The 25,035-nt window shown below is 61.0% G+C and carries 15 protein-coding genes; 10 read left to right on the top strand and 5 right to left on the bottom strand.

Annotation, left to right across the window (positions count from 1 at the left end; all coding sequences use genetic code 11):
- Positions 1 to 798 precede the first annotated feature (798 nt).
- Positions 799 to 2,208 (top strand): sugar transferase, encoded by a 1,410-nt coding sequence (locus AC3WLB_RS18775; protein WP_492508786.1) that lies wholly within the window; start codon positions 799 to 801, stop codon positions 2,206 to 2,208.
- Positions 2,209 to 2,221: 13 nt separating this feature from the next.
- On the opposite strand, the gene AC3WLB_RS18770 is transcribed toward AC3WLB_RS18775, so the two are convergent.
- Positions 2,222 to 3,598, bottom strand: a complete 1,377-nt coding sequence (locus tag AC3WLB_RS18770; RefSeq protein WP_492508611.1) for an O-antigen ligase family protein — start codon at positions 3,596 to 3,598, stop codon at positions 2,222 to 2,224.
- Positions 3,599 to 3,892: 294 nt separating this feature from the next.
- Here AC3WLB_RS18770 and AC3WLB_RS18765 point away from each other — a divergent pair, with 294 nt between their 5' ends.
- From AC3WLB_RS18765 to AC3WLB_RS18750, 4 genes are read left to right on the top strand one after another with little or no spacing between them, the layout of a single operon-like run.
- Positions 3,893 to 5,032 (top strand): glycosyltransferase, encoded by a 1,140-nt coding sequence (locus tag AC3WLB_RS18765; RefSeq protein ID WP_492508609.1) that lies wholly within the window; start codon positions 3,893 to 3,895, stop codon positions 5,030 to 5,032.
- Entirely contained in the window at positions 5,029 to 6,192 is a 1,164-nt protein-coding gene (locus AC3WLB_RS18760) for a glycosyltransferase family 4 protein (RefSeq protein ID WP_492508607.1), read from the top strand. The genes AC3WLB_RS18765 and AC3WLB_RS18760 overlap by 4 nt, the downstream gene beginning before the upstream one ends.
- On the top strand, positions 6,189 to 7,148 hold the full coding sequence (locus AC3WLB_RS18755; RefSeq protein ID WP_492508605.1) for a glycosyltransferase family 2 protein: 960 nt from the start codon (positions 6,189 to 6,191) through the stop codon (positions 7,146 to 7,148). The genes AC3WLB_RS18760 and AC3WLB_RS18755 overlap by 4 nt, the downstream gene beginning before the upstream one ends.
- 6 nt (positions 7,149 to 7,154) lie before the next feature.
- Entirely contained in the window at positions 7,155 to 8,540 is a 1,386-nt protein-coding gene (locus AC3WLB_RS18750) for a right-handed parallel beta-helix repeat-containing protein (protein ID WP_492508603.1), read from the top strand.
- A gap of 11 nt (positions 8,541 to 8,551) precedes the next feature.
- Here AC3WLB_RS18750 and AC3WLB_RS18745 read toward each other — a convergent pair whose 3' ends face one another.
- Positions 8,552 to 13,075 (bottom strand): FlgD immunoglobulin-like domain containing protein, encoded by a 4,524-nt coding sequence (locus AC3WLB_RS18745; protein ID WP_492508601.1) that lies wholly within the window; start codon positions 13,073 to 13,075, stop codon positions 8,552 to 8,554.
- Between the two features lie 160 nt (positions 13,076 to 13,235).
- Here AC3WLB_RS18745 and AC3WLB_RS18740 point away from each other — a divergent pair, with 160 nt between their 5' ends.
- A complete protein-coding gene (locus AC3WLB_RS18740) occupies positions 13,236 to 14,111 on the top strand; it encodes a glycosyltransferase family 2 protein (RefSeq protein ID WP_492508599.1) in 876 nt (291 codons plus the stop codon).
- On the top strand, positions 14,108 to 14,998 hold the full coding sequence (locus AC3WLB_RS18735) for a glycosyltransferase family 2 protein (protein WP_492508597.1): 891 nt from the start codon (positions 14,108 to 14,110) through the stop codon (positions 14,996 to 14,998). Before AC3WLB_RS18740 ends, AC3WLB_RS18735 begins: the two co-directional genes overlap by 4 nt.
- Here the strand turns inward: AC3WLB_RS18735 and AC3WLB_RS18730 are convergent, their stop codons facing one another.
- Together AC3WLB_RS18730 and AC3WLB_RS18725 are read right to left on the bottom strand one after the other, a co-directional pair.
- Positions 14,999 to 16,450: a lipopolysaccharide biosynthesis protein gene (locus AC3WLB_RS18730; RefSeq protein WP_492508595.1), complete on the bottom strand. Its 1,452-nt coding sequence runs from the start codon at positions 16,448 to 16,450 to the stop codon at positions 14,999 to 15,001.
- Positions 16,443 to 17,495: a polysaccharide pyruvyl transferase family protein gene (locus AC3WLB_RS18725; RefSeq protein WP_492508594.1), complete on the bottom strand. Its 1,053-nt coding sequence runs from the start codon at positions 17,493 to 17,495 to the stop codon at positions 16,443 to 16,445. Before AC3WLB_RS18725 ends, AC3WLB_RS18730 begins: the two co-directional genes overlap by 8 nt.
- Positions 17,496 to 17,733: 238 nt before the next feature.
- On the opposite strand from AC3WLB_RS18725, the gene AC3WLB_RS18720 reads away from it, so the two are divergent.
- From AC3WLB_RS18720 to AC3WLB_RS18710, 3 genes are all read left to right on the top strand, one after another.
- Positions 17,734 to 19,050 carry a UDP-glucose dehydrogenase family protein gene (locus AC3WLB_RS18720; protein ID WP_492508592.1) on the top strand — a complete coding sequence of 439 codons (1,317 nt, stop codon included), beginning with the start codon at positions 17,734 to 17,736 and terminating at the stop codon, positions 19,048 to 19,050.
- Positions 19,051 to 19,114: 64 nt separating this feature from the next.
- The gene (locus AC3WLB_RS18715) at positions 19,115 to 20,602 is read left to right on the top strand and encodes a malate:quinone oxidoreductase (protein ID WP_492508590.1); all 1,488 of its coding nucleotides are present in this window, start codon (positions 19,115 to 19,117) and stop codon (positions 20,600 to 20,602) included.
- 51 nt (positions 20,603 to 20,653) lie between these two features.
- On the top strand, positions 20,654 to 22,513 hold the full coding sequence (locus AC3WLB_RS18710; protein ID WP_492508588.1) for a DUF4012 domain-containing protein: 1,860 nt from the start codon (positions 20,654 to 20,656) through the stop codon (positions 22,511 to 22,513).
- Positions 22,514 to 22,534: 21 nt separating this feature from the next.
- On the opposite strand, the gene AC3WLB_RS18705 is transcribed toward AC3WLB_RS18710, so the two are convergent.
- Positions 22,535 to 24,949 (bottom strand): cell wall-binding repeat-containing protein, encoded by a 2,415-nt coding sequence (locus AC3WLB_RS18705; RefSeq protein WP_492508586.1) that lies wholly within the window; start codon positions 24,947 to 24,949, stop codon positions 22,535 to 22,537.
- Positions 24,950 to 25,035 lie beyond the last annotated feature (86 nt).

Genomic DNA, 25,035 nt, shown 5'->3' with positions numbered 1-25,035 from the left:
GAGGACGAAGCTGGACGGCTGTGGACCTAGGAAATCCTGCTCCCCAGGTCATCGTCGCGTTGACAGTGATCGATCCGGATCACACGGACGCGGTGGTGCGTCGAAATGGAGATTGTGCGCCGACAGTCCTCTCGACATACACCGGCGGAGAGTTTTGGGCAGAGTATCCAGAGGCCCTGCCTAGCCAGTCTTATGTCGATCCACTGCGGCCCGCCGATCTGCAATCTTCCACTGGCACAATCACATCCCCCTGTGAGGGGGTCGTCGACTCGTGGCCGGTTCCTTCTGGATTCGTCGCATTCTGCCCTGGCAGAGCGTTGGTCTACTCGTCGTCTGCATCGACGTGGTCGACCGCGGTGGAAGGCAATCTCATCGCGGTTGCCGCTGACTCGTCCAACGGGTCCGCGCTGGTGCTTGTCTCAGATCCGGAGCAATGCGACGGTCTCCTAGTTGTGGGGTTCGACACTATTTCACAGGCACCCAGTGCGAGGGGGTGTATTCCGGACGCCGAAGTCGGTGGCAGGGCGACATTGGCCGTCGCGGATTCGATGGCGTGGATATGGTCGGACTCAGGTGTGCTTGGCTCCGGTGATGGCGGAGCGACCTGGGCTCAGGTAGATTAAGGCGCAGGACTTGTGCGCACCGTGGCTCCACAGTGGCTGACGTACCTGGTCCACCGCGTGAGCACAAGGGAATTGCCGAGTGTTCGATGGGGGAAACGTGGTAGGTAACGTGCTAAGCGCCAGCTTGATGACGCGATCTGCTCGTTCTGCCGCGCAGTGGCAGCGTAGCTACACGATGCGCTTGTTTCTCACCGATCTCGGGGTTTTGCTCTTCGTCGTTTTCGGAGTGCAATACACCTGGATCGGTCTGGGAATCAGCGATGCCCTGGGTACCTCGCCTGCGGGGAGTGTCCTCGTCCAGTACTCACTGATCTCTCTCTTGATCGTTCTCCTCTGGCTGGCCGCTCTCCAGATATATGGGTCGCGGGACTACCGGGTACTTGGCTCGGGCACCCAGGAGTACCGATTGATTGCCGACGCCACGTTGCGCCTTTTCGGTTTAATCGCAATTGCCGCATTTCTGTTTCAACTAGATATCGCTCGTGGCTATATCTTGATCGCTCTTCCGGTCGGGCTCGGTGGCCTGATCCTCGATCGCTGGATGTGGCGCACGTGGCTGGCCAATCAGCGGCGGCAAGGTGCCTACTCATCTCGGGTGCTTCTGGTCGGATCGATGGAGTCGGTGACGCATATCGCGCGCGAGTTCGAGCGTCACCCCGAAAGTGGGTACCGCGTCATCGGCGCCTGTGTCCCGACAACGCTCATCGGGGACGTTCTGCCGGGTACCGAAGTTGCCACGTTCGGCAACCTTGACAAGGTCGTGCAGGCTCTCAACGCGAGCGGTGCCGACACTGTGGTGATCACTAGCGCCGACGAGCTCTCGCCTCAGCGCGTCCGCGAGTTGAGCTGGAGTCTTGAGCCGGGCCGCCAGCACCTGGTTGTGGCTCCAAGCCTCGTCGACATCGGTGGGCCACGTATTCATACTCGCCCAGTTGCCGGCCTTCCTTTGATTCACGTCGAGACACCGCGCTACGAGGGGGGAAAGAAGTTCGCTAAGCGCGCGTTCGACGTTCTCGCTTCAGGGATCGGAATCGTGATCCTGCTCCCGGTATTTGGGATCATTGCCGCCATCATCCGTCTCAGCTCCGCTGGGCCGGTATTGTTCCGACAGGAGCGGGTTGGCTACAACGGCGACCGGTTCGACATGCTCAAGTTCCGCTCGATGGTCGTCGATGCCGAAGTGCAGCTGACCAACCTGCTCTCTGAGCAGCGCGATGAAGGTAATTCAGTGCTCTTCAAGATGAGGGACGACCCTCGAGTCACCCCGATCGGAAAAATCCTTCGCCGATTCAGCCTGGACGAACTACCGCAGTTGTTCAATGTCTTCCGCGGCTCGATGTCTATCGTCGGGCCGCGCCCGCCCTTGCAGCGCGAAGTGGTGCAGTACGAAGACCATGTTCACCGCCGGTTCCTGGTCAAGCCTGGCATTACCGGTCTCTGGCAGGTCAGCGGCAGGTCGAATCTGTCGTGGGAGGACACGGTGCGCCTTGACCTCTACTACGTGGAAAACTGGTCACTGACCGGAGACGTAGTGATCCTCTGGCGTACGGCCAAGGCTGTATTCGAGCGAGAAGGCGCCTACTGATTCGAGCTCGACGTCAGCGTAGTGCGCTTGTGAGAGCTGGCAGTTGACTAGAGTTCGCGCTGTCGGTGGATTCCGCCTTCATTGCGACCAGTGCAAGCCCGACGAGTAGCCAGACTGTGAAGCTAACCGCTCCTTCCTGAAAAGCGGGAAGAACGATTTGGCTCACCAGGCTGGCGGAAAGCACGGCTGCTGCCAGGAACGAGAGATCCGACTTCGAACGCACGGCCTTGGTCACCAGGTATGCCATCAATGCCACGTAGAGCGTCATGACGACTATGCCCGATTCAAGACCGATGAGCAGCCAAAAGCTCTCCACGTGATACGAATCGTCGTATTGGGCCGCACGCGGGCCGACCTTACCGAGCCCGAGACCGAATGGGTTCTGGATGAGAGTCGCGATACCTGATTCGAGGCTCAAAGAGTGGCCACCGATTGACGGATCGCCCCCGTCTCCAAGTTTGTTGGTGATGTACAGAACGGCTCCAGCAACGACTCCGACCACGGCCATCAGGAGGAACGCGGCGGCGAGGACTGCGGATCGCTTGTGGAGTCCGCGTGCCGCGAGAACACAGGCAACGACGATGGCGCCAAGGATGCCGCTGCGAGATTCGGAGAGGACCACGGCTGCAACCGGAAGGATGGAAAGTAAGATTCTCTGCCAAGGCGACAGCTTGGGGATCACCCAGATAACGGCGATCAGGGCCGCCATCACTACCGCCATCTCATTCGGAGCAACGTACGGGCTGAACGCGCGCGGCCTGAGGCTGCCCGATGAGAACAATGACGTCGGGAAGTCACTCTGGTTTGCGACCGGAAGCCGTCCGATGTCGAAGAGCCAGTCAAGTCCCCGGGACCAGCTCGCAACGGCGATAGCGGCAGAAACCTGACCCATCAGAATGACCAGCCCAAGAAGTCGCCGAACTGACGAGACATCGACGATCGCGGGAACCGCAATCAGGAGCAGAAGAGGCTCATAGTCGTTTCGCCAACCGTAGCTAGCTTGAAGGAGTGTCGGCGTGAATATGCCGGAGACCAAAGCGAGTGTGACGATCAGCACCACTAGTGAAACGACCGTCGCCGGAACTCGGCGAACCCGGCCGGAAATCAGTGCGACGAGCAAGATGCCTAGGAGCAGGAAATCTTTCGCCGCTCCATAGATTCCCGGAATGCTCGTATCAGCAGTGACTTGGCTGACCAAGCCGTTGAATGGAAGAAGAACGACGAGCGCGTAGATGCCGACGATCGGAAACCGCAGGAGCACGATCGCTGCTATCACGAAAACCAACGCCAGTAACGTGTTCACCGGCCCAAGGAACACGATCATGAACACGAAGAGCGCGGCGGCCACGACCGTTCCAGCCACCACCCCAAAGGTCTGACGACTTGTCATTATCCGAGGTTCCCGATCACTTGCCCACCCCTCACACGCGTTCCACCAATGCTACGGGCAAGTTGTCCGCCGTGTGGCTGACCAGAACCCGACCCGCGCCCGGGAGGTGCTGCCTTCTCGTTACCATCCGATTAAGTGTTGCCACCCCCTCGTGCGTAGCCCGCTGGTCGAGGAATCGGAGAGATAAGCTGATGGAGAAGTTAGCGGAGCTGCGCTTATGCGGGAATCGGCGCGCAGCCGTTGCCGTCGGAAGTCATGAAGCGCTGAATCTGTGTTGATGGGGCCGATTTGGCGATGACGGAGGAATCACAGTTGGCGGACGCTCGCAGGTCGGTGGCGATTATCGGGACGCGGGGTTACCCGAGCTATTACGGAGGGTTCGAGACAGCAGTTCGCAAGTTGGCGCCTTTCCTTGCGGAGAAAGGCTGGGATGTCACTGTCTATGGGAGGCGCGGCGCCACGGTGGACGCGGACAGCGAGCGCGATTCCCGGGTCGCCACAAAGGTGACCTGGGGAATCGAGAGTAAGTCCGTCAGCACCCTGACGTACGGACTGAGTGCCACTTTCGATGCGTGGCGAAGGAAACCAGAAGTAGCCTTGATCATGAACGTGGCAAACGGGTACTGGCTCCCGGTGCTCCGATCGCGGCGCATTCCGACACTCATCAATGTCGATGGGATCGAATGGGACCGCGAGAAATGGGGTCGAGCTGCCAAATCTATCTTCGTAGGCGGGGCCAAGATGACCGCGCGGTTCGGGGATGAACTCGTCTACGACGCCGAGGAGATCGGGCGCCGGTGGCGCTCAGACTTCCGGGTGAACCGAGGGGTCTTCATACCCTATGGAGGCGATGTCCCTGAACCGCTTCCCGTCGACGAGGGACTCGAACATCGCGCTTACGTGTTGGTGGTCGCCCGCTTCGTGCCGGAGAACACGATCCCGGAATTCCTGGAGGCGGCACGCCGATTGGCGGTCGACACCCGCGTCGTGATAGTCGGGTCCTCCGGGTACGGTGGTGAGTTGGATGCGGCAGTGCAAGCACTCGCGGATGCGAACCACAACGTCACGTGGCTCGGTCACCTCAAGGACGACCGGCGTTTGCAGTCGTTGTGGCAGCACGCAGGCGCATACTTTCATGGGCACAGTGTTGGAGGAACTAACCCAGCACTCGTACAGGCAATGGCATGCGGGGCGCCCGTGGTTGCCCGCGACACTGTCTACAACCGGGAGGTGCTCGGAGAGGCAGGCGTTTTCGCTCAGCCAGATCCAACGAACATTGAGTCGACGATCCGAGATCTGTTGGCCAAGCCCGAAACGCAGGCAGAACTCAGTCTGCGTGCGGTCGAAAGGGCTCAGACTCGTTATTCGTGGGAGGGCGTCTGCTCCGCGTACGAGCAGTCGCTCGAAGACCTGATCGCAAGGCGACCGCGATGAGGATTCTGTTTGGCCATCCCGGAAGCGAGCTCTACGGCAGCGACCGTATGGCAGTCGGCACGGTGAAAGCTCTCATTGAGAGCGGACACCAGGTAACTGTGGTGATCCCGGAAGAGGGTCCACTCCAGGCTCGCTTCGTCGAAACCGGAGCGACGGTCAGGGTGATTCAGTTGCCCGTCCTGCGTAAAGCTCTCCTTCGCCCGCGCGCACTGCTCGCGCTCATCGTGCGTATGCCGAGAACTCTGGGCCTGAGTCGTCGGCTCATTCTTCGTGAACGGGCGGATGTGGTTTTTGCCAACACCATCACCCAGCCGTGGTGGCTCTTGGCCGCGAAGCTGACGCGTCGCCGCGCCGTGGTTCATGTGCGAGAGGCGGAGACTGAGATCCCAGTCATCGCGCAGCGAATTCTTCTCGCCCCGCTATCGGTAGCCGATATCGCTATCGCCAATTCCGAGTACACGCGAGCGCATGTAATGGCGCGCGGTATCGGCATGCGCAAAAAGACCACCGTCATCTACAACGGCAAAGACTGGGCGCCCTACTTCAGATCTGCTTTCGCCGGCACCGGAATACCCGCACAACTGCTCTTCATTGGCCGACTGAATCCCCGTAAGGGCCCGGATGTGGCGATCAGGGCCTTGAAGTGCCTGATCGATTGGGGGGTCGACGCGAGGTTGACCTTGGTAGGTTCCGTCTTCCCCGGGTATGAATGGTACTCGGAAGAGCTTCGAGGAATGGTCGTCGAGCTCGGTCTGGAAGAGAAGGTGCACTTCGCCGGCTTCCAGTCAGATGCTGCGCCTTTTCTGGACCAGGCACACATAGTGGTGGTGCCGTCCCGAATCGAGCCGTTTGGTACAGTTGCAGCTGAAGGTATGGCGGCTGAACGTCCAACAATTGTGTCTGACGTCCAAGGCCTCGTAGAGATCGTGAGCGACCGGAGCCTGGGTCGCACCTTCCCGGTCGGTGATGCGCAGGCTCTGGCAGAAGTGTGTCGTGAGCTGATAGCGGACGATGCGCTCGCCGGCTTTTTGGCTCGCGAGGGCCGACGGAGTGTTCTGCAGCGATTCTCGACACAGACTTACGGGCGCCGGATCAACGAGGCGGTCCATTCCGCTGCCGCGTCACGAGCCCGTCGCGGCAACGTGGAGCATGCAGCATGAGTCAAGGCTTTGAGACATCGGTCGTCATCGTGACCTACAACTCGATGGGCGAGATCAGATCCTGCCTGGAGCGGCTTGCGACCGGCCGCGGGAACGAGGTCGTGGTCGTCGACAACGACTCAACCGACGGCACCCCTGAGCTTTTGCGAGAACTCGAGCGCGAGGGCCTGATCGACGTGCTCGTTCTGTCTTCTTCGAACGATGGTTTTGCGAAGGCCGTCAACCGAGGAATCCGTGCGTCGCACGGTGCCGACGTGTTCCTTCTCAACCCCGACGCCGAGATCGATGGCGAGAGCCTCGGCCGGCTGCGAGACCTGGCACGTGCTGATGCCTCGATCGGAATAATCGCTCCACTAGTCGAGAGCGGCCCAACGGTCGCCGTGATGGCGGCCGGCCGGCAACCCACGCTCTGGCCGCTATTCACGCACTTCAGTGGTCTCGCCCGTGCGTTCCCCCGGTGGCGTGCCATGCGCGGTCGTCACCTCTACATGAGTCATCATTCTTCCGAAACTCAGGATGTCGAGTGGGTCTCGGGATGCGCCCTTTACGTGACAAAGCAGGCCCGGGAATCCGTCGGGTTGCTCTCCGAGCGCTGGTTCATGTACGGCGAGGACATCGAGTTCGCGCACCGCGTTTCCGAGGCGGGATATCGCGTCATCGTCACACCGTCCGTGACGGCCACGCACCTGATCGGTTCATCCGTGAATAAGTCAGGAGGCCGGGTGTCCACGATGTGGGCCGAGAACACCTTCGACTACTACGTGCAGGAATTCCACCCTGGCCCGGTCCGGAGGTTCGCCTGGCGTGCCGTCTTCAGCGGCGGCCTGCTCTCTCGGGCGCTGTTGCTCCGAGTGCGGGGAGCAGGCTCTGGCCCCGGGAACCGCGAGTACAAGGCTCGAGCCCAGAGGTTTGAGCGTTTTGCGACGGCAGTTTGGCGCAAGCGGAGATCGGATTGATCGTCTGTGTCTGATCAGGATGGTAAAAGAGATCTGATCTCGAGACGCGCCGTCTTGGCCAGTCTTCCAGTGAGCGCGTTGGCTGGCGGGCTGGCTGGCGGCGGGGTCAGTGCGGGGCTCTATGGCTTCCGGCCGCAATCGGTGAATCCCTCGAGTTCGACGGTGCCGGCGACCCCCATAGCGGGAGAGGGCACCCTCCCGTCCTTCGATGCCTCCGAGTACGGGCTCGTCGGCGACGGGGCGACTGACAATGCGCCAGCGCTCAACGCGTTGATCAGCTCGATTCCGACGGGGTATGACGTCGTGCTCCCCGCGGGCGACTTCCGCGTGGCGGGACGACTTCGACTGCGGTCTGGTGTCAACCTACTCGGAGCAGGCGCAGATGTGACCACTATCCGCCTGGCGGATGGTGCGGACACCACGTTCGTGTTGCTATCGGGCGAGACTGGTGTGCGGATCGCCGGCATCACCTTCGATGGAGGCTCGCAATCTCTCGATGAGGTCGCGCTCCAGATAGACGGTTGCACGGACGTCGTTGTCGAGAATTGCGCATTCACGCGAATGAGCCATGCGGTGCACATCTACTCGACGACCTTGAACCCTACATCGAACGTCGTTGTGCGCAGTAATCGATTCTCTCACGTCGCTGACTTCGCCGTGCGTGTCGGCGACGGCGCTCAGAGTGTACGCATCGAACAGAACATCGTCGACGACGTAAAGAAGGTCAAGGCGCCAAGCCCGGCCGCGTTCTATGTTCGGGGAGAAGATGTCACTGTGGTGGGGAACACGGTCCTCTCTTCGGAAGACAGCGGCGTGCTGGTAGCCGGCGGCGCGACGAGCAATGTGCTGGTGGCTGGCAATACGCTTCGCACAACTCTCGTGTGCGTCTACTACGGCACAGGGGCGACCGGCGGAAGGGTCATCGGCAACAGCCTCGAATCGGCGCGCGATTTTGGTGTTCACCTCTTCGATCGAGAAGGGTCTTCTAGCAGGACGATCGTCTCGCAAAATCACCTGGTATCTACCGGAAAGTCCGGTATCCAAGTGGAGGGAGTGAGTGACGTCGTCATCGCGAGCAATTTGATCTTCGATCCAGGAACGCGTGATGACCAGAAAGAATCGTGGCGCTGCGGGATAGCGCTGACGGCCACCAACGGAGCTCCTGCGTCGGAATTCGTGATCACCGACAACGTGATTGCAAGCGACTCGGAATCGTCAAAGATGGAAAACGCGATTCTCGTGGCAGTCGGCTCAAAGAACATACGGATAGCCGCAAACGTGCTGCGCGGTGCCCGCGGCGCTGCCGTGAATCTTCAGCGTGACCTCGTCGCGCCATACTACGTCGAGACCGATGAGGATATTTTCACCTCTCTCGCCATCCGAAAGCAGTAAAACCGACGTAATCAGTTGAGGGTGAAGTTCCGTGTGACCACTGTGCTTGTGCCATCCGCTCCGGTCGTCTGAATCCGGAAGATGTACGCGCCCGCAGCGGCCCAGTCGCCATTTGCAAGACGAGCGTCCCACGTGACTGTGCGCGGTCCGGAAAGATATGACTGGTTCGCTGCGAGAGTTCTGACGAGGGCACCGGCCTTCGTGTAGACCTGAATGGTCAGCACTGACCGGTCACCCGTGACGAGCGATAACGTGACGGGCGACTGTTTCGGCCCGTTGACGGGGTTAGTTGCGGGCGTAGCGATGACGAACTTCGGCGTCGGGGTTATCGTGACGCTCGCTAGGCCACCGGAGACCGGAAGCGAGGAGACGGTGCCGCGATCGTAGATGTATGCGGTCGTGTTGGGAACGGCCAGCTTTGTGTCACGAGCGCTGATGGTATAGATCGCCTGTGTGTTATAGCTTCGTCCAAAGAAGATGGCCCCGCGCACGGGGGCGCCATAGTGAGCAGTGAGATCATCAATGATGAATTGGCCTTTGTTGACGTCGTTGGCCGACTTGTAGACGTGCAATTGGGTCACGGTGATCGGGTAATTGACCACTCCGTCATTGTTCCCCCCGCTGTGGGTATAGTTCGGATTGTTCCCGTCGAAGTAGAACACCATTCGTGCCCACTTCGGGGTGCCGACATTCCCGATCTTGGCCTCGAAAGCCTCTCCGGTTGCGTCAACGAACTTGAGGAACACTGAATTGTTGCTGTTGTCTCCGTAGGCCCAGAGGGAGAGGGACGTCGGAGATCCCGCAATGGGCTTGTTCATCGAGATCAAGCTGCCGGTTGCAGTCGAGGCCGTGTAGTTGTAGTTGACCGCGATGGCGCCAGCCCCGCCGATCCTTCCGGTGGTCACTTGCAGTGATGTAGACCCACCCGTGCCGAGCGACGAACTCGATATACCACTCGTCGTCGCGAAATCATCAACCACTGTGGACGTCCCATTCGAACTGGGATTGATGACGCCTGCAGCCGCTGACTGCACCGTGGCAGCCGCGAAGCGCGCGAGTGCGGTGTAGGCCGGCTTAACGCGTCCGGTTCGTTCCACGAGTCCGTAGTTGTCGATGGAGCTGCCTGATGTTCCCGATTCGCGGAGATTGAACCAGACCACGCCCGAGATGCCGTGAGTCACCGCGTCGATATAGAAGCGCGAGAGAAATTGAGCTTGCTGGTCCTCGCTCACCTTGGTTGTGCAACTGTCACAGGTAGTCCAACCGATTTCGGTGATCCAGAGCGAGCGACCTGGAGTCTTGCGCGCTACGAATGTCTGGGCGGCGCCCATCCAGGAATCGATAGTGCTGGGCTCCGGGGCGCCGGACACGTACATGTGCATGGCGATCCCATCGAAGGAGCTTCCTGCGCCATTCGCGAGGAGCGCATTGAGGAAGGTCTCCGGAAAGCCATTCGCAAGGCCGCCGATCAATACTGTCGCGTTGGGTTGCACGGCCTTTATCGCGCTGTAGGTCGCCGTGAGCAACGCCCCGTACTGGGCCGGGTCTGGACCCGGCTTCCAGTATTTGTCGATATTGGGCTCGTTCCACACCTCCCATACAGAGACGCTGTCCTTGTAGCGCCCTACAGTCTGAGTGACGTAGTCAACCCAATCGTCCAGGTTCGACGGCGGAAAATAGCGTGCATCGGAACTGGGTGTGCCGGCAGGCGCCGACGTCGCCCAATCGGCTGTGTAGCCGAGCTTTCCGATCACATCAAGGTTGCGACCCTTTGCGGCTGCCACGGCTTGATCGAACTTCGCCCAGTCGAAATAATCTTGGCGTGGCTCGATTCGGTTCCAGTCGAACTCTTCGCGTGCATAACGCACGTAGGCGCTCTCCATGAGCTTCGCGTCCGCATCGGCGGACGCGAGAGTGTCGTAGGTCGACATTGAACTGTTCACCCCCACCGTCGATGCCCCAGAGGAAGTCTTGATTCGTGCCGTAACCCCACCCAGATAGGGCATCCCGACGGTGGTAGGTGTGCTGAGGTTTCCGTCGGGGACAGTGTCGTAGGCCAGGGTGGCTGAGATGTTTCCTTCAAATAGGGTGCCGTCGCTAGTCCGTCCATCCCATGGAAGGGACTGAACGCCCGCGCTATTGGCGGTTCCTGTCAGTGTGCGGGAGTGACCGCTTGCGTCGGTGACGGTCACCGCATAATCGCCAGGAGTTGCTGCTCCCACCGACAGCACGGTGGTTTGGGAGGCTGCTGCGGAGAAGTATGCGGGGGCGGCCGTTGGCGCAGTCCATCCATCGCCTATCGCACGGAGGTTGTCGAGCAATACCGATCCGGTAGCTGCCTGCGTACCGTTGCGAACGACGACTAATCGGTAGAGAGCGACTGGCGCGTCGAGTACGCCGTTGGCGTTTCCTCCCGAAGTGGCTGTCGGTGAGTTCAAATTCACCGTGGCCGTCGTCCAGGTAGTGGTGTTCAATGTGGCGACTCTGTAGTAAAGGACCTCGCCGGTAGCGTCGCGGAGGCGGAGGTAGAGGGTGTTGAAAGTGCCGTCGCCCTTGTAGTCGAGTTTAAGGATGCTGAATGCCGTCGCGTCCCATGGCGTCGGAGTGGTGGCACGACCGAGCTCGACAGTGCCAGACGAGAGGTCGTAACCGAACTTCAATGCTGTGGAGCCTTCGGTCTTGTCGGCCGAAGCGGTCGCCGTAGCTGAACCCATTGCTTGCACCCATGGGTCGGCGCCTGCGTCAAACGATTCCGCAAGTGTGACGACGGCCGGTGAAGTCGCATCGACCTCGGCAACGGTGGTAAGCAGCGGCGTTCCAACCGCGGTCCGTGCGGCGGCTTCGCCGTCGGGTGTGGTGTCGTAGGCGAGGACGGCGGATACGTTTCCTTGCATGAGGGTGGTGTCGTCGGCGGTGCCGTCCCAGGTGAGCGTTTGTGGGGTGGCGTCGGGGGCGGTGCCGAGGAGTGTCCGTGTGTGACCGGCGGGGTCGGTGAGCGTGAGGGTGTAGTCGCCGGCGGTGGCGGCGGGGATGGTGATGGTGGCGGTCTGGCCGTTCGCAGGTGCGAAGTAGGCGGGGTCGGCGCTGGCGGGTCCCCACCCGTCGGAGACCGTTCGGAGGTTGTCGATGGTGACGTTGCCGGTGGTGGGTTGGGTGCCGTTGCGGACGACGACGAATCGATAGAGCGAGACTGGGGCGTCGAGTACTCCGTTGGCATTTCCGCCGGTGGTGGCGGCGGGAGGGTTGCGGAGGTTGAGCGTCGTGGTGATCCAGGTAGTGGTGTTGAGGTTGCCGAGCCGGTAGTAGAGGATCTCGCCGGTAGCGTCGCGGAGGCGGAGGTAGAGGGTGTTAAAGGTGCCATCGCCTTTGTAGTCGAGCTTGAGGGCGCTATAGGCGAGGGGGTTCCAGGTCGGTTGGGTGCTGGATCGACCGGCTTCGACCGAACCTGCGCTGAGGTCGTAGTTGAGTTTGAGGGCCGCAGTGCCTTCTGTGATATCCGTCGATGTCGACGCAGTCACCGAACCCACTGCCGCGGCCCAGGTGTCGGCCCCGCTGTCGAAGGACTCGGCCAGTGAGATGGTCTCAGATCCGGTCGGTTGGTCACCTTCAGCGACGGTGGTGAGTAGCGGTGTGCCGATCCGGGTGGAGTTGGAGAGCGTCCCGTCGGGTGTGGTGTCGTAGGCGAGGACGGCGGATACGTTTCCTTGCATGAGGGTGGTGTCGTCGGCGGTGCCGTCCCAGGTGAGCGTTTGTGGGGTGGCGTCGGGGGCGGTGCCGAGGAGTGTCCGTGTGTGACCGGCGGGGTCGGTGAGCGTGAGGGTGTAGTCGCCGGCGGTGGCGGCGGGGATGGTGATGGTGGCGGTCTGGCCGTTCGCAGGTGCGAAGTAGGCGGGGTCGGCGCTGGCGGGTCCCCACCCGTCGGAGACCGTTCGGAGGTTGTCGATGGTGACGTTGCCGGTGGTGGGTTGGGTGCCGTTGCGGACGACGACGAATCGATAGAGCGAGACTGGGGCGTCGAGTACTCCGTTGGCATTTCCGCCGGTGGTGGCGGCGGGAGGGTTGCGGAGGTTGAGCGTCGTGGTGATCCAGGTAGTGGTGTTGAGGTTGCCGAGCCGGTAGTAGAGGATCTCGCCGGTAGCGTCGCGGAGGCGGAGGTAGAGGGTGTTAAAGGTGCCATCGCCTTTGTAGTCGAGCTTGAGGGCGCTATAGGCGAGGGGGTTCCAGGTCGGTTGGGTGCTGGATCGACCGGCTTCGACCGAACCTGCGCTGAGGTCGTAGTTGAGTTTGAGGGCCGCAGTGCCTTCTGTGATATCCGTCGATGTCGACGCAGTCACCGAACCCTTGGCGGCGGTCCACGACGATGCGCCGTCATCGAATGACTCGACCAGTGCTGTTGATTCGTCAGCAAAGGCTGTCTGCCCAGGGACTATCACCGCGGCCGCCACGGCAAGAGTCACGGTGACCGAGAGGGTCGAAAACAAAATTCGTCGCGTGTGCATCGCTTCCCCAAAAAACGTGCAGGGAACGAATTCCACGACGCCCCCAAAGCGCCGTGAACGAATTGCGATCGAACCCCTGTGGCTACGATTCAACCACGATCTTGCGGCGCGAGCGAATGTACAATGAAGCGCCGGAGTTCCCGGCAGTCCCGATGTCGTGGCGCCCTATCTCGTCGACCTCAATTCAGGAGCCCACGTGAGCGCACCCACCGTCTCGGTCGTCATACCGACCATCGGCCGCGATCATGTCCGCCGCGCTGTACGTTCAGCGCTGGATCAGACGGTGCCGGTGCTAGAGGTGCTCGTGATCGCGGACACTCTCGAGGAGTTCGCTCTTCCCGATGACGATCGAGTTCGACTCTTGCGCGTCGGGCCGTTTGCCGGAGGTAACACGGCACGACAGGCGGGCATCGAGAGTGCGCGGGGCGAGGTCATCGGACTGCTCGACGACGATGACGAATGGCATCCTGACAAGATTGAAAAGCAGCTCGCGCTCGTCGAATCCATTGGCGATGGTACGTGGATCGCCACGTCCCGGGTTCTCATGCGTCGATCGGAGACGGAAACGCTGGTTCAACCCAATGCCCCGATTCGTCCTTCAGAGAACCTGCTCCACTACATGTTCAGAAAGGCGTCCCCCCGAGCGGGCCACGGATTCATCCAGGCATCCACCCTCTTGTTTCCGCGGTCACTGGCGATGCAGGTCCCGTTCGATCGCTCGCTGAAGTTTCATCAGGACATCAGCTGGCTCGTCGACGTGACAGCTGCGTACCCGGAGGTGAAAGTCTCGCAGGTCTGGGAACCGCTCGTGACGTACAACTCGACGGCGGGGTCGGTGTCCAAAAAGATTGATCCACAAGGTTCGATCGAGTGGGCGGAGAAGCGCCTTGCCGGAGATCGCCGAACCATGGGGGATTTCATTCTGACTCAGTCGCTCGGGTTCGCCCGACGGAATGGCTCGGTGCGGTCGATGATCGAAGTGCTCGCATCCGGGCTGCGTCGCGGCCGCCCAAGCATCAGCGCCGTGACTTACGCCGTGGCTGCCACCGCGAAAGCAGCGGTGCGACGATGAACATCGTCGTCACGATCGCCACATATAAGCGCCCAGCTCTCCTTGCGGAATTGCTGACGTCTCTCGAAGAGGCTCACGAGGCAGCGCCGTTTCAGCTGATTGTGATCGACAACGACGCGACCGGCTCGGCGGCCTCCGTCGTCGCGGAGTCACCGTTGCCGATCACCTATCAGGTAGAGCCGACTCCGGGCATCGTTGCTGCCCGAAACGCTGCGTTGGAGTGCCTACCGAAAGACGCGACACATGTTGTGTTCGTAGATGATGATGAGACGGTTCGACCAACGTGGATGAGTGCACTCGTGGATGCGCTGGAGCGCTATAAGGTCGACATCGCGTGCGGTCCTGTCGATTCGGTTTTCCTTGACGGAACTCCGCAGTGGATCGTGAAGGGCGGGTACATTCAACGTTCGGACGAGCCAGAAGGCATCACCTCGCGGTTGCCCGCCACGAACAACACGATTGTGACGGTGCAAGCAATCGAGCGGGCGGGTGGCATCCGATTCGATGAGAGCTTCTCACAAACCGGAGGAAGTGATTCCGACTTTTTCAGCCGCCTGATCGCGGCCGGCGCGACCGTCGCTTGGGCCCCGGAGGCGCGAGTCTCCGAGGTCGTTCCGCTTGAACGACTGACCTTCAAGTGGGTGATGCGGAGGTACATCCGCATCAATAACGTGTCGGGCAGACTCCTCTTGCAGACGACCTCACGCCCCCGTCTCGCTTTGCGCGCTGTGGCCAGCATCGCCTACGGGGTACCGAAAACGGCATTCGCTCTGGTGCGGGGCAAAGGTCTGAGATTGGTGGACACTCGTTACATCACTCGTGGAATCGGCTGGTGGGGCGCTGCTTTCGGCAACCTCATTCAGGAGTATGCGCGGCCGTCGTCCTGATCATCGGTTGCGTCGACGAGCCACGATTCCCTTGACTGTTGCGAGCTGCCGTCGGTACGGGGGAATCAGGACGAATACCGCACCGGTATAGAGAGCCACGGCGAGGAGACCGACCACCAGCGCTAGCACCGTATTCGGGATGAATGCCGTCGCCCCGTATCCGATCAGGCTGACCGGGATGCCGAGTACGGCAAGCAGTGCGAGGCCCGATCGGATGAGCGAACCGGCAGGAAGTCCTGACACCCTTCCGGCCCACCACATTTGGATGAACCAGAACACGAAGTAGCCGATGGAGCAACCGATGGCGACACCGACACCGCCCCAGGGCACTCCGATGAGGATGGCGACGACGACGAGCGGTTGGGAGATCAGATAGATCCTGAACTGCTTGCCGGTCAGTCCGAGCGCAACGAATATCCAGTAGGGAACCTGGCCCATAGCGCGGAAGATCCCCGACACCGAAAGCGCCTGAAGGATCGGAACCACAGGCAACCATTGTTCGCCGAGAACGACGAGAACGATCGGGGCCGCCAGCCCGATCATGCTGGCGTAGAAGACGGAAGACAGCGACACGGTGAAGAACTGACCGGAGCGGAGGTACCGCAGGAACTGTGGCCGGTCATCCTGCAGACGGGCGAGAATGGGGATCGCGACCCGGGAAAGCGGGGCGGTCAACTGGTTGAGTGGAAGTACTATCAGCTGGTAAGCGCGGCTGTAGAAACCAAGTGGACCGGAACCGTAGAAGACGCCGAGAAGGACGTTGTCGATGTTCTTGGCGACGTATGCCAGGCCCTGCGTTCCGGCGAGCGCACCTCCGAAGCGAAGGAATCGTCTGATCGACACATCAAACCGGGGTAAGCCAGGGAACCAGCGCGAGAACATGATGTCCAATACCAGTGCGACCGCGGCCACCGTCAGCGCTTGCGCTACGAGCGCCCAGTAATTCCCGAACGTCGCGGCCAGCCAAATTGCGAGTGCGAGCCCAATTGCTTGCGGGAGCGCCTCCGAGATCCCGAGCATCATGAACCGCAGGTCGCGGTTGATCTGAGCCTTGAACTGCGCTGCCACTCCGTTCACCAGGAAGGTAACCGATAGAGCTTGAGTGATCGGTACGACTTCCGGCTGCGAATAGAGCGCACCGATGGGCCACGAGAGAAGAAAGACCACCAGCATCAGTACGAAGCCAGTAAGCGTGTTCGCCCAGAAGAGATTCGTCTTTTCCGCCGGGTCAAGGGTTTTGGCCTGAACTGCTGCGACTGAGAGCCCGAGGTCGCGGAGTAACTCACCGACTCCGATGACCGCGGTGACCATTGCCAGCAGCCCATAGTCCTCCGGTGAGAGGAGCCGGGCCAGTACGACGATTGATATTCCGAGCAGCCCTACGCGAATGGCCTGCCAGAGCAAGGTGGCACTGACGCCGCCCAGTGCGCGGTGACCGAGCGAGTCAGCCAATGCGTGCGTTCCCGTGGGAACTCAGGGACAGGGCCTCTGCCGTCAACGATTCGATCTGTCGGCGAGCCTGGGCTACCGCAGTTACCAGCTCTCCGCGCCGGCCTGACTGCGCCACTATTCCCGCTTCGATTTCAGCCATACTCATTCCGTCGCTGACGATGGAAAAAGCGCTGTACCCGATGACATCGAAGTGCCGAACGACCTTGATGTCCGGCTGTGCTACCAAGTTGACGGGAACGGCTCCTTCGGTGGCGCCCACGATGAGAACGTGGAGACGATCGGAAACGACCACAGCAGCACGCCGGAACACCGCTCGGAGTCTCGCCTCCTGGTCGGCGTGGGAGACACCGGCTTCCCAATGCAGTGCTGATGCGCCGAGGCGCTCGGCGAGTTCTGCAGTGCGTACGTCATCGCGGCCGACCTGGGTCACCACCATGATCTCAAGGCCGGAATCGCGCGCAAACGCCCTGAGCGCGGCGAGGGCGTCCTCTCCCAAGGGCGGGCGGTCTCCGCGATAGGACGCGATTAGAAGGTTTCGATGTTCTGGCTCGATTCGCGGTGTCCCAGGCTCGAATCCCCAATCGGGCATGACCTTCCCGATGCCGAAAGCGCGAGCGCTCTCCGAATCGCGCCACAACACGGAGTTGGACATTCGGTACAGTCGGCGAAATTTGGCCGTCAGCTGTGGTGAGGGAGAGCGCTGCCCGACGCCGAGTCGTAGAACTCGACCGCCCCGCGCCCGTACAGCCAGCACAATAGGCAGCAGGCTGCGCTGACCTTTGTAGATGTCCTCGGTCAGCAAGATCTCACCCGGTTTGTCGACGAACCAGGTCGACCGACGGAGCACCGAGCGCAGAGCGGCCCTCTTCCACAAGCCCATGTCGCGATAGACGCTATCGTTCGTCTTCAGTCGAAGACCCTCGACAAAATCGGGGCTCGCGTCAGCAAGGAAGATGTGGAGTTCCCCTGCTTCCCTGAGGCGGTCGAACATCGCGCGCCGCAGAACGACATCCCCGATGTTGTCTTCTTGGCCAGTGCCCCTCACGAAGATTCGTCTAGCCACAGAAAAATGCCATCAGTTATGCTCCCATCCCTCTGACCGATCGCTGATCGTGTCCAGACCCGGTACGAGTATCGCATTCGGCGCGAGCGCCAACGCAATCGTGCGGGATCCGGAAACACTGCTGTAACGTCGCAGTTCGGTTGAGACATCTGCGTCTGCTAATAATGGTGTCGTTGGCACAGTGACGTGATCGCACACAGAGATCTATGGGGCGAATAAAATGAAGGTTTCCGTCATTGGCTGCGGTTATCTCGGCGCGGTTCACGCGGCAGCGATGGCCGAGCTCGGTCATGAAGTCGTCGGCGTCGATGTGGATCAGCGGAAGATCGCGGCGCTATCTGTGGGCGACGCGCCGTTCTTCGAGCCGGGACTACCCGAGATTTTGACCTCCGCCAGTGCGTCCGGGCGGCTTTCTTTCTCAACCGATATGGCCGCTGTGAAGGATGCGACGGTTCATTTCATTGCAGTCGGAACGCCCCAGAAGCCTGGTTCGTACAGCGCGGACATGACTTACGTTGATGCCGCGATGGAATCCCTGATCCCGTTTCTGAAGGAGGGTGACCTTGTTGTCGGCAAGTCGACGGTCCCGGTCGGGACAGCCGCACGACTTGCTGATCGACTGAAGGAAGCAGCACCTGGAGCAAACCTGGCCTGGAACCCAGAGTTTCTCAGAGAGGGTTTCGCCGTCAAGGATACGATCTCCCCCGACAGGCTCGTCTATGGTGTTTCGCCTGACGCCAAGGTGGCTTCTCGCTCCAAGTCCACTCTCGACGAGGTGTACGCGAGGGCGCTCAGCGAGGGCACGCCTCTGGTCGTCACCGACTACGCCACAGCCGAGCTCGTCAAGGTGTCGGCGAATGCATTCCTGGCGACGAAGATTTCCTTCATCAACGCCATCGCTGAGATCTCAGAAGTGACCGGCGCGAACGTCACGGAACTCGCGGACGCCATCGGGTTCGACGCCCGTATCGGGCGCCGGTTCTTGAACGCTGGTGTGGGATTCGGAGGGGGCTGCTTGCCGAAGGACATTCGAGCATTCGGTGCCCGGGCGGAGGAGTTGGGTCGCGGCGAGTCGCTAGCATTTCTCAAGGAGGTCGATGCCATCAACCTCCGCCGTCGCCAGCGCGTTGTCGATCTGGTCGTGGAGCTCCTCGAGGGGCATGCCTTCGAGAAGAAGGTCGCGGTGCTCGGTCTGGCCTTCAAGCCAGACTCCGACGACATCCGGGACTCCCCGGCGCTTGACGTCGCCGTGCAGTTGCATGGCTTGGGCGCAGTGGTGAGTGCGACCGATCCGGAGGCGATCGAGAATGCGCGCGCCAAACATCCTCAGCTCCACTTCGTTGACGGCGTTGCAGGAGCGGTCAAGGATGCCGAGGTCGTGGTCCTCCTGACGGAGTGGAAAGAGTATCGCTCACTCCTCCCGGCGGATATCGAGTCGCTAGTGGCGGCCAAGAAGATCATCGATGGTCGAAACGTGCTCGACTCAGCGAGCTGGCGTGCGGCGGGGTGGGAGTATCGTGCGATGGGCCGTCCGTAAAGAACGCACGATATTGACTGGCTGTCTGACTCGCCCTTGTATACAAGCAGCGTAAGCTTGATTCGTGAGCACTAAGAGCGTCGACGTCGTCCTGATCGGCGGTGGCATCATGAGCGCCACCCTCGGAACCATCATCAAACAGCTTGAGCCGGACTGGTCAATCACGATCTTCGAGCAGCTGAGTGATGTCGCCCAGGAGAGTTCAAACCCGTGGAACAACGCGGGCACTGGGCACGCGGCTCTCGCCGAGCTCAACTACATGCCAGAGGCGCCTGACGGGACGCTCGAGTCGTCTCGCGCCGTCAATATCAATGAGCAGTTCCAGGTGAGCCGTCAATTCTGGGCAGCACTGGTCGCTCAAGGAGTGCTTGCTCACCCGGCGTCCTTCATCAATCCGACACCGCACATGACATTCGTCCGTGGGGCGGAGAACGTTGACTATCTGCGCCGTCGATACGAATTACTGAGATCCGAGCCACTTTTCGAAGGTATTGAGTTCACAGATGATCCGAAGGTCATTTACGAGTGGGCGCCTTTGTTGGTGCGCGAGAGAAGAAAAGACGAAGCGATAGCGGCAACGAGGATCGCCAGTGGCACCGACGTGGACTTTGGTTCGCTCACTCGCCAGCTCATCGACGGACTCGTCGCAAGAGGCGCGGTGCTTCGTACCGAGACCGAGGTGAAGAAACTCAAGAAGCAGAAAGATGGGACGTGGAACGTGGTGACCCGCGACCGCGTGGGCAACACGCCTCACGTGATCAACGCGAAGTTCGTGTTCGTCGGTGCCGGCGGCCACGCACTACCTCTGTTGCAGAAGTCCGGAATCCCCGAGATCAAGGGTTTTGGTGGCTTCCCTATCAGCGGGCAATTCTTCCGCACCGATAATCCCGCCGTGGTTTCTCAGCACCAAGCAAAGGTCTACGGCAAGGCTTCGGTAGGCGCTCCGCCGATGTCCGTGCCGCATCTGGACACTCGCGTGGTCGACGGGCAGTCTTCATTGCTCTTCGGTCCGTACGCCGGGTTCAGCCCCAAGTTCCTCAAGTCGAGCTCGTGGACCGATCTCCCGGCATCGATTCGTTTGCATAACATCGGCCCCATGCTTGCCGTCGCGCGAGACAATTTCGACCTCATGAAGTATCTGGTGGGTGAGTTGCTGGCGAGTCGGAAGAAGAAGCTCAAGGCGCTGCGCGAGTTCATGCCGACAGCGGATTCTCAAGACTGGTACCTGATCACCGCGGGCCAACGCGTACAGGTGATGAAGAGGGACGACAAGCGCGGTGGCGTTCTTCAATTCGGTACAGAGGTGGTGACTGCTGCTGACGGATCCATCGCCGGTCTGCTCGGAGCGTCGCCGGGCGCGTCCACCGCAGTTCCGATCATGATCGACCTGATCCAGAAGTGTTTTCCATCCGACTACCCGGACTGGGAGAAGAAGCTCCGGAAGCTCATCCCGTCCCTTGGCACGAAGCTCAATACGGACAGACGCTCGAGCGAAAGATCCCTAGCTGCCACCGCGCACGCCTTGGGCCTGACTGAAGACGCGCGGGCCTGACACTCGTCGTTCACACAGGTCTGTCGTGGTGCGCACGAGTAGGCTTGGCGGGTGACCGACGAGATTCCGACCCGCCGATCTTTGAAGAATGAGTCCACGAGGCGCACCACGCCACGTAAGCGCGTGAGGCGTCGCCGCTGGCCGTGGGTCTTGGGTGGAACGCTTCTGCTGCTCGTTGTTGTCGTGGGTGGGGCCATCTGGGTCGGGTCGAAGGCCATCACGGTCAAGAACGAGCTCGAGGCGGCACAGCCCTTGCTGTCGTCGGTCAAGGAGAAGGTTCTGTCCGGCCAGGCTGGAAGCGCGCAACAGGAGGTCGATGCGCTTTCGGCGCACGCCGAAAAGGCGCGAGAGGCTGCCTCTGGACCTGCATGGTGGCTGGCCGAGCAGGTGCCCGGTCTCGGGGCGAACTTGAGCGCCGTGCGCATCGTTGCAGAAACGGTCTCGAATGTAATCGACGGTGCGGTCGTTCCGGCGGTCGGGCTGGGTGACACCCTCTCTCCATCGGTCTTCAAACCAGTCGATGGGGTGGTCAACCTCGAGGCCATCAAGGCTGTGTTGCCGGTGCTCGATCAGTCCGGGACGTCTCTCACCGAGGCGAAGGGTGCGATGAGTGCCATCGACACAACAGCGTTGATCGGACCAGTCAAATCCGCTGTTGATCAGGTCAACGGAATCGTGGCCGAACTCGAACCGCCTCTCTCAGCTGCGAAGGCCATCGCCCCGGAATTGCCCGGTCTGCTTGGCGCCGACGGGCCCAAGAATTACCTGCTCGTGTTCGAGAACTCGGCCGAGGCTCGTCCATTGGGTGGGATCGCGGGGGCTCAGGTGCTGGTTACAGCGGACCAGGGCCGGGTCAGTATCGCTCAACAGGCATCCGGCCGCGAGTTCGCCTTCGAGTCCGAGGAATTCGCGAACGCTCATGTGCCGGCAGAGGCGCGGCAGCTCTTCCTTGTTCCGTTCGGCGTCCAAAGCCAAAACAACACTCTGACGCCGCGCGTTGAGGTCGCCGCGGACCTGACGCGTTCCATGTGGCAGAACCAGAAGGGGGTGAGCGCTGACACTGTGATCTTCGTGGACCCGACAGCGCTCAGCTATGTCCTGACGGCGACAGGCGCGATTTCTCTACCCGACGGAACAGAACTCACCGCTGACAACGCTGCCGATGTGCTCCTGAATGGCGTTTACCAGCAATTTTCAGGTAAGGCGAACTCGGATGCACCAGACCTCCAGGACGCCTATTTCTCCGGAGTCGCGTCAGCCACCTTCGGAGCCATCATGAACGGAAACGTTGATGTGCCGAAGTTCGTCGCGGCGGTGGAAAAGAGCGGACAGGAGCGTCGCATCGTGGCATCGAGTACTGATGCAACTGTGCAGGGCTTACTCGAGGACGCCGGACTCAACGGGCGCATGCCGCGCGAGACTGACACCACGCACGAAATCGGGGTTTATGTCAGCGACTTTCAGGGTTCGAAGATGGACTACTACTTGCGTACAGCTGTGGCTGTCGGACAGCAGCAGTGCACTGATGGGTCTCGTCGAGTCCGTGTCGAAGTGTCCGCAAACAATTCACTCGACCCAGCCGCCGTAGACGGTCTCTCCATTTACGTGACGGGAAACAGCGGCAACGGATTCGGGGTGCCGGTCGGCGACCTTCGAATCTTCACCTACGTCTACGCGCCACCGGGATCCTCCGTGGTGAGCATAACTGGCAGTACCAGCCAGGCGGATTCAACAACAGGCACCGACCAGGACTACCCTGTCGCGCGCGGAGTCATTCAAGCGGCACCGGGGGAGACCCAGACTGTCACTGTAGACATCGACGTATCAGCGCTTCCGCAGAAGGATGTCGACACGATTGTCGCTCCTCTTCTGGTGCAGCCGACGGTGACTGACCTCGCGTTCACGTGCTGAGCCCGGAGTAGACGACCCCGTTCACCCGCAGGGCGTGAGAGCCAGGACGTCGCTGGAAAGAGAGTTCGGGCCGCCGATCAGAGTCAGCTTCTTCACTCCTTGCGAATGGAGTGCGTCAAGAATCACCTCGGGCACGCAATCGGGACGACTGACGTAGAGAGGCGCGCCCAAGTGACCGGCCCATGCGGAGCCCGAGAGTGCATCCGGGAAGTTGCTGCCGGTGACCAAGAAGGCTTCCGATGAGCTCGTGTACGCGCTGAGGTTAATGGCCGCTGACGCTTCGTACCGGTCGGCGCCGCCAAGGCGTTCGACCGAACCGAACGCCGAGAGTGCCTGGGCGATCCCAGGGCTGACCGAAGCGGGTCCTCCCGCGATGACAATGCTGTCGGGATGGAGTGTGGCAAGAACGGATTTCGTCTTGCTGTCCAAGTCGCTCGCCTGGCCGTCGACCAGCAGGACCGGTCCCCCCTGATATCCCGCCGTACCGCTGGCACCGAGCGCATCTGGGAAGTTACGTCCGGTTGCGATGTAGATCACGTCGGCTCCACTCGTGCCGAACACGTCGACAGCAAGCTGCCGAGAGACGGCGAACCGGTCCTCGCCGTCGACGCGGATGGTGTTGGACTGCAGGGTTTTCAGCGCCGAGAGTACGGCCGGTGACACGGAGTTAGGGCCACCCACAACAACGATCTTCGAGGGCTTGAGGCGCTGTATCTCCTGCTTGACGTCAGCCGGCAAGGAGTTCTTCGGCGTCATCAAGAGCGGGCCGCCTTGAACTACGGCTGCCGCTCCGGCTGAGAGGGCGTCCGGATAATTCTCGCCAGTCGCTATGTACACAGTTGGCGCGGTCCCCGGGAAAGCCTTCCGCGACACCGCCAATGCGACCGCATATCGATCCGCGCCGGACACCCGGGTCGTCTTGGGATACGTCTGAAGGGGCACGAAGACATCCACCGTCACTGGCTGGTCATTCGCCCTGACTACGACGGGCGTAGCCGACTCGGGTCCGCTGCCGTTCTCGTACCAGCGGCTGACATACGTGACGCGGTCATCAGGGATCACCTCGAACTTGTACGATCCGCCGGCAAGTCCGGTGAATGCGAAATTGCCTTGCGCATCCGGGCGCACCGTCTGGCCCGTCATTCTTAGCCTGACCGAGGTGGGATCGACCGAACCAGTCCCCTCGAACGTCACCTTCCCCACGATGCCGGAGGTTCGATCCAGGATCGCATCGATTGTCACACTCTTGCCGCGCAAGACGACGACGTTCGCCACAGTCTTGCGCGCGAACTGGGAACCGGCGGGATCAAATCCGACGGAGTACGTTCCTGCAACAAGGCCCCGAGCGGAATAGTTGCCCGCCGAGTCTGTGAACACCGTGGTGGCAGCGGACCCCGAATTAGGAACGAACACGGTCACCGCGACATTCGGAATGCCCGCGCCATCGCCGAAGGCAGTCACGCGGCCGCTGACGGTGGCAGCTGGGACAAGGGCCGCATCGTAACCGGTCGCCTGCTGTCCGGCACTGAGGTGGATCCCATTGGCGTTCACCCTCGAAGACGCGCCATTCCACCACTGCGGCAGGTATCGCTGCTCAGGGTCGGAAAACGCGAGCACATCGTAGGTTTCGTATTGGTCCTCGGCCAGCGTGTACGTGCCATCGGCCGCCGTGGTGGTGCTTTCTCCGTTGCGGGTGACGACTATCCCCTCGATGCCTTGGGTGGAATCCGTGGACGATGTCACGCGTCCGGACAATGAGGCGTGTGGAGGCGCTGTGATCGTGAAGTCAGCAAGCGTCTGAGACGCCGCGAGTGAAAAGGTCTGCTCAGTGGTATCGAATCCATCAGCGTATACGGTCACGCGATAGTCGCCAGCCGGGAGCGAATTGAAGTCGTACGCGCCACTCGCGTCCGTCTTTGCGGACCAACCGAAAAACTCACCCGTGTTGACTTCTCGCAAGTAAACCGACGCACCTTCTAGCGGAGCAGCCGACTGCGAGACGACTTTGCCGGACACGGAAGCTCCTGGCGTCATCACGAAGTCAAGGTCACTGGCATTCGAACGCCCAGGAACTGCCGACTCGTACGCGGGCCCGAGTCCGCTTCCGGTCGGCGGCAGAGCCACAACCAGGTACAGCGACGTGCTCGGAGCGCTGAGCGTATACGAGCCGTCGGCACCTGTGGTTGCCGTAGCTTCGGGGTAGTCTGAATCGACGCTCCAGCCCGGGGCCGTGCCTTGCCAAAACGCCTGAATCAGAATGCCCTCGGCCGGGGCGCCGTCGAACAGCGTGACGCTCCCTGACAACTGCACATCGGAGGTGTCCGCCGATGCGCTCTGAGCAGTTGCTGTCACTGCCGATGTGAGCAAAAGCGTGAGAACTACCGCAATTAGCCGCCGCACACGTAAAGAAATGGCCCAGTCTCGCATCGCGAACATCCCCCGTCGGTCCGATTGGTCGATTAGACGCACCTCAACACTAGTAGAGCGGAGGTGTTGGAGTCGTGTCATCTGTTCTTCGCGGC

This window comes from Herbiconiux sp. FW305-C-125 (genome assembly GCF_058783455.1).
This window is presented reverse-complemented; position numbering and strand designations above follow the sequence as displayed.

What these genes read in the sequence shown, in the direction of transcription:
- AC3WLB_RS18775 (WP_492508786.1), top strand. Translation starts at nt 799, where the DNA reads ATGCGCTTGTTTCTCACCGATCTCGGGGTTTTGCTCTTCGTCGTTTTC.
- AC3WLB_RS18770 (WP_492508611.1), bottom strand. Translation starts at nt 3,598, where the DNA reads ATGACAAGTCGTCAGACCTTTGGGGTGGTGGCTGGAACGGTCGTGGCC.
- AC3WLB_RS18765 (WP_492508609.1), top strand. Translation starts at nt 3,893, where the DNA reads ATGACGGAGGAATCACAGTTGGCGGACGCTCGCAGGTCGGTGGCGATT.
- AC3WLB_RS18760 (WP_492508607.1), top strand. Translation starts at nt 5,029, where the DNA reads ATGAGGATTCTGTTTGGCCATCCCGGAAGCGAGCTCTACGGCAGCGAC.
- AC3WLB_RS18755 (WP_492508605.1), top strand. Translation starts at nt 6,189, where the DNA reads ATGAGTCAAGGCTTTGAGACATCGGTCGTCATCGTGACCTACAACTCG.
- AC3WLB_RS18735 (WP_492508597.1), top strand. Translation starts at nt 14,108, where the DNA reads ATGAACATCGTCGTCACGATCGCCACATATAAGCGCCCAGCTCTCCTT.
- AC3WLB_RS18720 (WP_492508592.1), top strand. Translation starts at nt 17,734, where the DNA reads ATGAAGGTTTCCGTCATTGGCTGCGGTTATCTCGGCGCGGTTCACGCG.
- AC3WLB_RS18705 (WP_492508586.1), bottom strand. Translation starts at nt 24,949, where the DNA reads ATGTTCGCGATGCGAGACTGGGCCATTTCTTTACGTGTGCGGCGGCTA.